Source organism: Chengkuizengella marina (assembly GCF_009910845.1).
Taxonomy (GTDB): Bacteria; Bacillota; Bacilli; order Paenibacillales; family KCTC-33759; genus Chengkuizengella; species Chengkuizengella marina.
Genome location: NZ_SIJB01000017.1, coordinates 14,564 through 26,110 on the forward strand (window position 1 = coordinate 14,564; position 11,547 = coordinate 26,110).

The following is an 11,547-nucleotide window of genomic DNA, read 5'->3' on the forward strand; positions in this document are numbered from 1 at the left end:
CATATGCTACATTTTTCTTTTGGGAAGGGAGATTTTTATAAAAAAAGAAATAAAAAATTTTTCCTTAATAAAAAAAAGATCCTTACCTGATTCGATAAGGAACTTTAATGTTCTATTGGAGGAATTTGTGTGGGCAAATTTTTAGATACATGAATTTCTAGATTCTCATTCACAGATGCAAAAAAAACATCTTCTTTTTGAACACTTTGATGAAGTAGTTCATTTTCTAACCACTTCATGTCTTTTTGAATATAAGCTAATACTTTTTCAGAAACAATTCCATCTAAAATAATGGGATAAGAAAATTTGTTATATTTTAAATTTAGACCGAGATCCTCTAAAGTGACAGTTGATTTCATTGGTTTTTTATACACCGATAACTTACCACTTGATTCTAATATTGCCATTTCCACATCTTCAATATTAAATATATCTTTTTCCCGTAACATTTGTAGTATATTGTCTATAGAATAGCGTTCTTTTTTCAAATTTTCTTTTAATACATTTCCGTTATGAATGACTACTGTCGGTTCAAAAGTAACCCATTTACCAATTTTTCTACTTTTTATCATTAAAGTACTCACTATTCGTTGAAGTAAACCAATCAATATAATTGCCAATATTGTTGGTAAATGTTCAATTTTAGGATCTGCAATGTCTGCTCCAACTACTGCACCTAACGCTATTACAATAAGGAAATCAAACACTGGAATCTCCCCAACAGATCTCTTTCCCATATAAAGTGCTATGAATAAAAGAAGAGGAAAAATCGTAATAACACGTAATGCAACAATTAAAAAATCTTTAACATAGTCCAATTTCTTTACCTACCTCAGTGTTTGATTTTCAAAAGTAATATAAAAATATTATTTCCAAATTAATGAATCATTAAGCATTCATCACTTAGTTGGGTAAAATTGAAATCAATCTACTCTACAAATCAAATGTAGCGGTTACTGGAAAGTGGTCTGAATATCCATTTGAATCACCCACAGATGCATCCGTTACATTTGTACCAGATAAGGTGAGTACCCAGTCGATACTAGCACCTCTTTCTGTTGTCGGAGGTCGATTTACATTTGGATTTGCAATTTGCCAAGTGTCATCTAAATTAACTGGATTTGGAATTCCATTTATCGGCACTTGATTTAATAAATAGCGCATAACACTCGTGTTTCTTCTGGCATTCAAATCTCCAACGGCAATAGCAGTTCGGTTAGATACTAATTGATGTTGGTCAATTAACTCTGCTAAATTAATCGCATGCGTCTCTTTATTCCTCATTGGCGATATACAGTAATGATTATTATAAAAATAAAATTCTTCTTCTGTTACACTATCTAATAAAAGTAACCATGTGATGTAACGATCAAATCCATTACATATTGAACCTATAGCATTTCCTTGATCTAGAATTGTAAAACGATTGTTTCTTAATAGGATAGGGTTATCATAATTGCCAGAAATGTTAAATTCAATTAAAGTATAATCATTGACTAAAGCGTTTTCTAAATAAGCTCTTTGCGTATCCAAAGCCTCTTGAATTCCTACAACATCAGCATCTAAATCTAAAATAATATCAACGATACCATTTCTTCTATTATTCCAAGTTCTTCGATCTGCTAAAATGTTGAAGCTCATCACTTTCATTTCATAGTCACCTCCCCTCTAAAGGGACTACTATATACTATGTTGAATGAAAAGATGTGATTGTGTTATTGACATGGAATGTTCGTATATCTTTCATTTCATATTCAAAAAAAAGCACTATCCCATTGGATTAGTGCTTTGACGATATTTGTATTTTTATTTTACTTCAACTTATTCAATAACAGCACGGTAACCTTCGGCAGTAAGTAGTTTGCTCAGTGCTTCTTTAACATCACCTTCTACTTCAACTTCAACTAACCAGCCTCCGTCATAAGGTTCAGCATTCACTAATTCTGGTTGACCTTCTAGGACATCGTTTATTTTTGTAACTTTCCCAGACATAGGATAATAAATTTCAGATACTGTTTTTACTGACTCAATCGTTCCCATTACATCACCTTCAGAAAAACTATCTCCCACTTCTGGAAATTCAACAAATACAATGTCTCCTAGTTGTTCTTGAGCATAATCAGTAATTCCAATACGCACAACTTGCCCTTCTACTGATAATGTCCATTCGTGATCTTCACTATACCCTAAATTCTCTCTTAATTCACTCATCTTCAACGCCTCACTTCAATCATTATTATTGTTAAAATATGTGAGTTCTATTCTAAGTCGGCTCAAAGATCAAACAACATTTTACTGACTTAAAAATGAACTTTCATGGTAAAAAATTCTGAATATGTATGATGTAAATCACGTCAGACATTCATATCCGTCTTCATCCGCATCAAAGTTTGTATCTAACTCAGCATAAAACAGGATATAAGGCTGTGTCAATATTCAGGTTAAAAATAGTTTAAAAAATGATTGACACCTTTCCCTTTTGAAGAATATAATTTTGATATACATGTCAAGAACAATAACATAACATGCGGATGATGGTAGCGGGAGAGATTACCATATTAAAAAATAGGTAACGCCGAAGGAGTAAGCCTTCACAGGTGAATCTCTCAGGCAAAAGGACCTTTACTTGACGCACCTCTGGAGAGAATCCTGTTTTGATGAAAGGGATCACCCAAGGGGAAACTTATGCAAAACTATTTATTAATCTTTTACATATATTTTTGTGTAAGACAACTCTCAGGTACAAAGGACAGAGCATGGGGATAATAACTATGAACGCTTCAGCGATTGAGGCTAACATAGGGACTTTTTCTTATGTCTGTCTTTTTTTGTGTGGCCAAACTTATAGAAGAGGTGAAGAAATGAGTGAATTAAAAAGAACTCCTTTGTTTAACTTATATGAAAAGTTTCCAAGTGCACGTTGTATTGATTTTGGAGGTTGGGAATTACCCGTTCAATTTTTTGGAATTCAAAAAGAACATGAAGCTGTTAGAACTAAAGCAGGGCTTTTTGATGTTTCCCATATGGGTGAATTTATCGTAACAGGTACAGATGCTGAGCAATTTATTCAGCATATGACAACAAACGATGTAACAAAATTGAATCTGAATCAAGCTCAATACACATTAATGTGTTATCCAGATGGTGGTGTTGTTGATGATTTATTAGTTTATAAAATCAGCAATACCCAATTCATGTTAGTTGTTAATGCTTCGAATATAGACAAAGATTTAGAATGGTTACAAAAACACATCACAGGGGATGTAACCATTGAGAATAAATCAGAACAAACTGCATTATTAGCTCTTCAAGGACCTAATGCTGAAAAAATCCTATCTCGTGTTACTAATGATGATATTCATTCCCTATCCCCTTTTCGTTTTATTCAACAAGCGACAGTATGCGGTGCAGAAGTACTATTATCTCGTACTGGGTATACTGGTGAAGACGGTTTTGAAATTTATTGCCCATCAGAAGATGCTTGCAAAGTATGGGAAGGTTTATTAAATGCAAGTGAGCCTGAAGAACTTAGCCCTATAGGATTAGGCGCACGTGATACACTCCGCTTTGAAGCAAGATTACCTCTCTATGGTCAAGAACTATCCAAAGACATCACACCATTAGAAGCAAGTCTAGGTTTTTTCGTTAAATTAGAAAAAGGTGAATTCATAGGAAGTAAAGCATTAGCTGAACAAAAACAACAGGGTGTAACAAGAAAATTAGTTGGCATTGAAATGATAGATAGAGGGATTCCACGTCATGGATATTCTGTTGTTGTAGATAATAAAAACATTGGAGAAGTAACTACAGGTACACACTCCCCTACTTTAAAAAGAAATCTTGGTTTAGCTATCTTAGATATAGATTACACAAAATTAGATACAGAGGTATGGGTTGAAATTCGGGGTAAAAGATTAAAGGCCAAAGTGATTAAAGCCCCTTTCTATAAAAGACCAAAAGTGAAGAAAGAAGGAGAATAACTATGAAAAAGCATCGATATATACCGATGACAGAACAAGATCAAAGTGACATGCTCGCTACGATCGGTGCGGATTCCGTCGAAGAATTATTTTCTGATATCCCAGAATCTATTCAGTATAATGGGACTATGCCAATGTCAGAGGCGTTAAGTGAGCCTGAATTATTAAAACACATGAGTGAATTAGCTGAAAGAAATGCACACTTTGAACAAAATCCTTGTTTTTTAGGTGCTGGCATTTATGATCATCACATTCCAGTTGTCATTAATCATATGATCTCTCGTTCTGAATTTTATACGGCATATACACCTTATCAACCTGAAATTAGTCAGGGTGAGTTACAGGCTATTTTTGAATTTCAATCCTATATTTGTGAATTAACAGATATGAAAGTTGCTAATGCAAGTATGTACGATGGAGCCACAGCATTAGCTGAAGCGGCAGCCTTAGCAAGTGGAGCTACTAGACGTAAACGTATCATCGTTTCTAAAGCAGTTCATCCTGAGGCTCGTGAAATCTTGCAAACGACTGCGCATGGTTTAGGACTAGAAATCGTAGAAGTTGGATTTTCAAATGGCGTAACAAATATTGATGAACTTAAATCTTCAATAAATGAGGATACCGCGGCTGTTTTGATTCAATCTCCAAACTTTTTCGGATGTATTGAAGATGTTCGCAGCATTGAACCTCTAGTACATGAGAAAAAAGCATTACTTGCGCTTAGTGTAAATCCATTGTCTCTTGGTTTATTAGAATCTCCTGGCAAACTTGGTGCAGATATCGTAGTAGGTGATGCACAACCGTTAGGTATCCCTGCTGCACTTGGTGGTCCAACATGTGGATTTTTTGCGGTAACTGAGAAATTAATGAGACGAATACCAGGTAGAGTTGTAGGTCAAACCACAGATACAGACGGAAAACGTGGATTTGTATTAACTTTACAAGCACGAGAGCAACATATTCGTCGTGAAAAAGCAACATCTAATATATGCTCTAACCAAGCTTTATTAGCTTTATGTGCATCTATCTATATGTCTACAATGGGTAAAGTTGGAATGCAAGAAGTAGCTCAGTTAAACTTAAATAAATCTCATTATGCAGCAAAACAATTCTCTGAGTCTGGAAAGCTTGCTTTCAATGCTCCATTTTTTAATGAATTTGTTGTAAAACTACCTGAAGGAACGGACGTTAAAACTGTCAATTCTAAATTAATTGAAAAAGGTTATATTGGTGGATTTGATTTAGGATATTCTTACCCTGAGTTAAAAGGACACATGTTATTAGCTGTAACAGAGCGAAGAACAAAAGATGAAATTGATGGATTCATCCATGAACTGGAGGAAATCATATGAAACCTGAAAAAAAATTGATTTTTGAACTTAGTAAACCTGGACGTGTTGCATATTCTTTACCAGAATGTGATGTACCTCAAGTCTCTTTAAATGATGTTATACCAGAATCAATGCAACGAAGCAAAGCTGCTGAGTTACCCGAGGTTTATGAAGTAGATGTCATTAGACACTACACAGAATTATCCAGATTAAACTTTGGGATCGATAATGGTTTTTATCCACTAGGATCTTGTACAATGAAATACAATCCTAAAATTAACGAAGATACTGCTCGTTTTCCAGGATTTGCAAAGATCCATCCACATCAACCAGAAGAAAGTATTCAAGGTGCACTTGAATTACTTTATACACTTCAAAATGATTTAGCTGTATTAACAGGCATGGATCAAGTTACATTACAACCTGCTGCTGGGGCACATGGTGAATGGACTGGGCTTATGATGATCCGAGCTTATCATGAAAACCGTGGTGAAAAAAGATCAAAAGTAATCGTTCCAGATTCCTCTCATGGAACAAATCCAGCAAGTGCAACTACAGCTGGTTATGAAACCATCACAATTAAATCTGATGAACGTGGTATGGTTGATTTGGATGCTTTACGTGATGCTGTAGGTGACGATACTGCTGCTTTGATGCTTACTAATCCAAATACACTGGGATTGTTTGAGCAAGAAATTGTAGAAATTGCAAATATCGTTCATGAAGCAGGCGGTTTATTATATTATGATGGGGCAAATTCAAATGCAATTATGGGGATTACTCGCCCAGGAGATATGGGATTTGATGTTGTACATTTAAATCTTCATAAAACAATGAGTACCCCTCATGGAGGTGGCGGGCCTGGTGCTGGTCCAGTTGGCGTGAAGAGTAAACTGGTCCCATTTTTGCCAAAACCTATTGTAAATAAAAAAGAAGATGGTACATTCTATTGGGATTATGATCGTCCTCAATCGATCGGTCGTGTAAAAGCGTACTATGGAAATTTTGGTATTCTCGTACGTGCATATACTTATATGCGCACTTATGGACCAGACGGATTAAAACGTGTATCTGAAGTAGCTGTTATCAATGCTAACTATATGATGCATCGTTTAGCTCCATTTTACGAGGTCGCTTATCCAGGGGTATGTAAACATGAATTTGTATTATCTGGTCGAAAGTTAAAACAATACGGTGTACGTACACTAGACGTTGCTAAACGATTACTTGATTTTGGATATCATCCACCAACCATTTACTTCCCTCTTAATGTTGAAGAATGTATTATGATTGAGCCAACAGAAACGGAAAGTAAAGAAACACTCGATGGGTTCATTGATATTATGATTCAAATCGCCAAAGAAGCTGAAGAAAACCCTGAAATAGTGATCAATGCTCCGTATGATACGGTTGTAAAACGTTTGGATGAAACGACAGCTGCACGTAAGCCAGTATTGAACTGTACTTGTGAATAGTAGTTCTAATGATTACACCAGCCTTTTAATTGAAGAAGCCAGTATTTCCTATACTAAAGGATAACTGGCTTTCATTTTAATTACTGTGATTTTATTTGAGATTTCGATTTGAATTTAATCAACAATATCCTTCTTTTCCTCTTGCTCAAAGTCAATACCGTGTACATTTACATTTACTTCAACTACAACTAAACCAGTCATTGAATGAATGGCTTCTTTCACATTTCCTTGAATGTTAGAAGCAATAATTGGAATTTCTTTTCCATATTCAACAATAATGGAAACATCTACGATGACATCTCTTTCTCCAACTTCTACTTTTATTCCTTTAGAAAGATTTTTTCGCCCGATCCACTCTGCGATTCCCCCTGCTATTCCACCACTCATACTTGCAACTCCGTCAACTTCAATGGTTGCCATTCCTGCTATGATTTCTACAACTTCAGGAACAATGTGTACTCTTCCAAGCTCTCTTCTTTCAAGCTCCAAATTCGTTAAAGTTTTTGTTGAAGACATCATAATCCCACCTTTCTTCTCTGTCATAAAAGTTGTATGCATTACCTCTCACACTTAATAAAATATGATAGAAAATAAGTTCTATGACTAATTTTTTAAGTAAGGAGAATTATTGTATAAGCATATAAAATACTTGCAAGAAAAATGAGAGCTAAATACAATCCATTCCATTTCAAACCAACGATTAGAGGTCTTTCATCAACCATCCCACTCACTAAAATATTTAAAGGGGTAACTGGACTTAGTATGGTTGCTATAGACCATCCCATCATCATGATGAGAATAAAGATTTCTTTCTCGATAAGTATGAGAGATGGATCGAACTGTGTAGCCAATACTGTGACGATAATTAATGGATGAACACCGATAAATGTTAATAAAATCATCATGGAGAGGATAAATACAACAAATAAAAATAAAGAAAAATTAGATATGCTCAACATTAAAAGTTGTACTTGTTCTGAAAATGAAGTACCAATCAAAGAGTTTCCTAAAAAACCTATACTGATAAACAAGATAATCTCATTATTCATAACTGGGACAGAATTTTTCTTGTATATTTTAAACTGTTCTCTAAACGCTTTGAATTTTTTAAATACGATACTCCATAATAGAGGAAAAATAATAGAAACCATACTTACAACTAACAGCATAGACCATCCTGTCATATATTGAATAACAAACATTGTAATGCCCAAAAGAATTGTAAGTACAGAAAGTTCCAGAACCTTTTTGATATGATAACCTTCTACTTTTATACCTGAATTTTGCTCTTCTTTGGATGTCTTCTTTGTCATTTTCATAAATAATAGATTGCCAATTATCAATTGAATAAACGCAAAAAGAATTCCATACGGAATATAACTTAATAGTGGTACATCTAAATAAAAAGTTGCTGTTGCAACGGAAATGAGAAAAGGTGACCAAACAAAAGCTGTGGAATATCCTATAAAATAAACTCTGGATAAGAACTTAGGTGATAGATTCAAATGCTGAATCATGTCATTGATCAATCGAATTGAGCCCAAATTAAGGATGGGTCCAAACAAAAAAATAAAACCAGTAAGTCCCCCAAATAACTTCTTTGGTTTTTGTACTAATCTTACTAAAAAAAATGACAATGACTTAAAGTAATTACTTATTTTAAGAGGTATTAATATTAACGGAGCTAAAATGAGAAGAGCAATGATTGGCAAATTTACCAATATACCATCTATTATATTTGTAAGATTGGCTCCCTTTGTAACATTGACGAGGAATCCTAGTGAAAAAAAACTTAAAGCCCAGAATCGAGCAAAGCTTTTAGCATAAATAAGACTACTAAAAAAAATGAAAATAACAAAAAAAGATAACAATACATAAAGTGCTTCCAATTGCAAAAAAAACTGCACAATATACATTAAACACATAGTTAATATAATTAAACTTCTATTAAAAACAAGTCCTTTTTTATAAGGTATAGACGGTACTTGCATGAAGTCATCCCTTCCTGATTCAAGTCATAAAAACGATATAAGTTTAAAGTGATTATCCATACCTTATTGTAATACTAAAATGGATCCTCGTATCAAAAATAATTTTAATGATCATGATTAGTAATACTGTTTATTCCTATTCAATACATAAAAAATAACCGAAAGTTATTCATATATAACTTACGGCTGGTATTTAATATTATATTTTTGTAGAAATTAATCCAACAATTCAATTATTACGGTCACAGCTCTAAGCAAATCTTGTTCAGACCAGCTTGGAAGTTTAGGATTGAGAATGGCCAGCTCATGAGATGCTGGTATATGAACAAACCCCGAACGAGTAGCTTTTCCCTCTTTTTTAACCTGATGTAACATCGTATACATTACATGATTGCATAAATAAGTACCTGCTGTATTTGAAATTGCAGCCGGTAGATTTGCATCTGTTAAACCATTTACCAGTTTTCGAATAGGCAATGTTGAAAATAAACCATCAGGTCCATCTGAGACAATTCGTTGATCTTGTTTTTGGCTTCCTCTATTATCAGCTTCACCATCATTACAATTAATTGCAATCCTTTCTGGAGTGATCTTCACATTTCCAGCTGCTAATCCTAAAGAAAGAACAACATCTGGTTCCGTTTCTTCAAAGTGTTTAATGATTTGCTTACCTGATTTTTCAAAATCAACAGGTAAAACACGTCCACACACTTCATAATTGCCTATTGTCTGTTCATTTAATTGTTTTACAATATGTTCAGTTGGATTGATAGAATAGTTTAAAAAGGGTACAAATCCAGTTAAGAGTATTTTTTTCAATGTACAAAACCTCCATTAATAATAGAACCTTGATGAATAAAAGCATATTTCCCCTCTGTATCCAGATGAATTGCTTTTCTTATAATTATCTTATTTTTCCTTTTATTATCATTATAGAGTGGAACTAACTACTTTTCATAGTTTTATTATAATTGAAATGAATTCTACTTATGTATACCTGTTTTTTAAACACACACTATAATGTGTTATTATTAGAAAGGATTGTTTATTTCTTGTTTATAGGAGGATGGATACCCATTGGACATTCAATTAAAAAATAAGCTATTAAAAAATGATAGGGATTATGTTTGGCACCCTTTTACTCAAATGAAAGATTATGAGAAACAAGACCATGTATTAATAGAAAAGGCCGAAGGCATTTACTTATATGATGCAGATGGAAGCAAGTATTACGATACGGTTTCTTCTTGGTGGGTTAACATCCATGGACATTCACATCCTCGTATTCGTGCAGCGATAGACAAACAGATGTCTGAGATGGATCACGTGATGTTTAGTGGGTTTACTCATAGACCTGCTATAGAACTTTCAGAAAAACTAGTTGAAATTACACCTGAAGGTTTAAATAAAGTGTTTTTTTCGGATAATGGCTCTACTGCAGTAGAAGTTGCGTTGAAAATGTCATTTCAATACTGGCTTCATTTAGGAAAAAAAGAAAAAAATAAATTCGTCTTTTTAGATAATAGCTATCATGGAGATACCATTGGTGCTGTTAGTGTTGGTGGTGTGGAGCTTTTTCATTCGGTTTTTAAACCCCTTCTTTTTGACTCATACAAGGTATCATCTCCAAATCCATTTGCTTGGCAGCAAAAAGGAGTCTCTGAAGATGAAGCTGTCTCAAAATGTTTAGATGAGGTTAGGTCATTGTTTGAAGAGAAAGCAGAAGAAATTGCAGGATTCGTTATCGAACCTCTAGTTCAAGCTGCAGGCGGAATGATTGTATACCCTTCCTCCTATTTAATCGGTATTCGTGAATTATGTGATGAATTTGACATCCATCTTATTGCTGATGAAGTAGCTGTTGGATTTGGTAGAACAGGTAAGTTGTTTGCATGCGAACATGCTGGAATATCGCCAGACCTTATGTGTTTATCTAAAGGTTTAACAGCAGGTGTCATGCCCCTCTCAGTTACTTTAAGTACACTTAAAATATTTGATGCCTTTTATGATGAATATGAAACGTTTAAAACTTTTTTCCACGGACACAGTTTTACGGGGAATCCACTTGCTTGTGCAGTAGCACTTGAAAATCTAAAAATATTTGAAGATAACAAAGTGATCGAAATGATACAACCAACTTCAAAATATTTACAGCAAAGGTTTCCTGAATTTAGTGACTTAAAACATATCGGAAACGTGAGAGGCATCGGCATGATCGCAGCGATGGATATTTTTGAAGATAAAGCGAAGGGATTAAATTATGCAACGAATAAAAGAACGGGATATCAAGTTTATTTGACAGGTTTAAAACATGGTTTGATTATGCGTCCATTAGGGGATACGATTTATGTCTGGCTTCCACTATGCACAACGATAGATGATATAGATCAAATATTATACAAAATTAATAATGTATTGATTGATTTGGAACTCGCTTGACAAAGGAGCTTGAAACTTCAAGCTCCTTTATCTTACTTTCTTAGAAGTTTAAATAGTATAAAAACTTAGTAACCCTAAGAAAGTATATATCAAAAATGATGTGAAAGATAAATAAATAGAATGAATACCTAATTTCTTTTTATCTAAATTTTCGTTACCTAACCATAGAATAAATAAGATCACTCCTATAATTGGAAAAATAAATGACGAGATATAACATATGATTTTTTCTTGTTTTGAAACCACCAAATTCTCCTCTCACATATAAAGTTAAACAATACTAATATCAACTTATTGAAAATAAAAATATATCATTAATAAATTTGATTGA

The 11,547-nt window shown here is 33.7% G+C and carries 10 protein-coding genes and 1 riboswitch; of the genes, 4 read left to right on the plus strand and 6 right to left on the minus strand.

Translation table 11 applies throughout. The annotated features are described in order from the left end of the window. Positions 1–104: 104 nt before the first annotated feature. The 3 genes from ERL59_RS06965 to gcvH all read right to left on the minus strand — a co-directional run bounded on the left by ERL59_RS06965 (position 105) and on the right by gcvH (position 2,211). Complete coding sequence (locus ERL59_RS06965) at positions 105–818, minus strand: DUF421 domain-containing protein (protein WP_160645476.1); 714 nt, start codon at positions 816–818, stop codon at positions 105–107. 115 nt (positions 819–933) lie between these two features. Next, entirely contained in the window at positions 934–1,650 is a 717-nt protein-coding gene (locus ERL59_RS06970; protein ID WP_160645477.1) for an endonuclease/exonuclease/phosphatase family protein, read from the minus strand. A 171-nt stretch (positions 1,651–1,821) separates the two neighbouring features. Continuing rightward, the gene (gene gcvH / locus ERL59_RS06975) at positions 1,822–2,211 is read right to left on the minus strand and encodes a glycine cleavage system protein GcvH (RefSeq protein ID WP_160645478.1); all 390 of its coding nucleotides are present in this window, start codon (positions 2,209–2,211) and stop codon (positions 1,822–1,824) included. A gap of 320 nt (positions 2,212–2,531) precedes the next feature. Continuing rightward, positions 2,532–2,632, plus strand: a riboswitch (glycine riboswitch). 229 nt (positions 2,633–2,861) lie between these two features. Here gcvH and gcvT point away from each other — a divergent pair. The 3 genes from gcvT to gcvPB are packed head-to-tail and all read left to right on the plus strand — an operon-like array spanning position 2,862 to position 6,786. Then, positions 2,862–3,980 carry a glycine cleavage system aminomethyltransferase GcvT gene (gcvT, locus tag ERL59_RS06980; RefSeq protein WP_160645479.1) on the plus strand — a complete coding sequence of 373 codons (1,119 nt, stop codon included), beginning with the start codon at positions 2,862–2,864 and terminating at the stop codon, positions 3,978–3,980. A gap of 2 nt (positions 3,981–3,982) precedes the next feature. Continuing rightward, positions 3,983–5,332 (plus strand): aminomethyl-transferring glycine dehydrogenase subunit GcvPA, encoded by a 1,350-nt coding sequence (gene gcvPA / locus ERL59_RS06985; protein WP_160645480.1) that lies wholly within the window; start codon positions 3,983–3,985, stop codon positions 5,330–5,332. Further along, complete coding sequence (gene gcvPB / locus ERL59_RS06990) at positions 5,329–6,786, plus strand: aminomethyl-transferring glycine dehydrogenase subunit GcvPB (RefSeq protein WP_160645481.1); 1,458 nt, start codon at positions 5,329–5,331, stop codon at positions 6,784–6,786. Before gcvPA ends, gcvPB begins: the two co-directional genes overlap by 4 nt. 114 nt (positions 6,787–6,900) lie before the next feature. Here the strand turns inward: gcvPB and ERL59_RS06995 are convergent, their stop codons facing one another. From ERL59_RS06995 to ERL59_RS07005, 3 genes are all read right to left on the minus strand, one after another. Next, complete coding sequence (locus tag ERL59_RS06995; protein WP_160645482.1) at positions 6,901–7,302, minus strand: Asp23/Gls24 family envelope stress response protein; 402 nt, start codon at positions 7,300–7,302, stop codon at positions 6,901–6,903. 95 nt (positions 7,303–7,397) lie between these two features. After that, positions 7,398–8,777 carry a hypothetical protein gene (locus tag ERL59_RS07000; RefSeq protein ID WP_160645483.1) on the minus strand — a complete coding sequence of 460 codons (1,380 nt, stop codon included), beginning with the start codon at positions 8,775–8,777 and terminating at the stop codon, positions 7,398–7,400. Between the two features lie 216 nt (positions 8,778–8,993). Beyond that, positions 8,994–9,596: a pyroglutamyl-peptidase I gene (locus ERL59_RS07005; protein ID WP_160645484.1), complete on the minus strand. Its 603-nt coding sequence runs from the start codon at positions 9,594–9,596 to the stop codon at positions 8,994–8,996. 258 nt (positions 9,597–9,854) lie between these two features. Here ERL59_RS07005 and bioA point away from each other — a divergent pair, with 258 nt between their 5' ends. Then, positions 9,855–11,216: an adenosylmethionine--8-amino-7-oxononanoate transaminase gene (bioA, locus tag ERL59_RS07010; RefSeq protein WP_160645485.1), complete on the plus strand. Its 1,362-nt coding sequence runs from the start codon at positions 9,855–9,857 to the stop codon at positions 11,214–11,216. The last annotated feature ends 331 nt before the right edge of the window (positions 11,217–11,547 follow it).

Bases quoted from the DNA above. Each gene is read 5' to 3' on its own strand.
- ERL59_RS06970 (WP_160645477.1), bottom strand. From the start codon at position 1,650: ATGAAAGTGATGAGCTTCAACATTTTAGCAGATCGAAGAACTTGGAAT.
- gcvH (WP_160645478.1), bottom strand. From the start codon at position 2,211: ATGAGTGAATTAAGAGAGAATTTAGGGTATAGTGAAGATCACGAATGG.
- gcvT (WP_160645479.1), top strand. From the start codon at position 2,862: ATGAGTGAATTAAAAAGAACTCCTTTGTTTAACTTATATGAAAAGTTT.
- gcvPA (WP_160645480.1), top strand. From the start codon at position 3,983: ATGAAAAAGCATCGATATATACCGATGACAGAACAAGATCAAAGTGAC.
- gcvPB (WP_160645481.1), top strand. From the start codon at position 5,329: ATGAAACCTGAAAAAAAATTGATTTTTGAACTTAGTAAACCTGGACGT.
- ERL59_RS06995 (WP_160645482.1), bottom strand. From the start codon at position 7,302: ATGTCTTCAACAAAAACTTTAACGAATTTGGAGCTTGAAAGAAGAGAG.
- ERL59_RS07000 (WP_160645483.1), bottom strand. From the start codon at position 8,777: ATGCAAGTACCGTCTATACCTTATAAAAAAGGACTTGTTTTTAATAGA.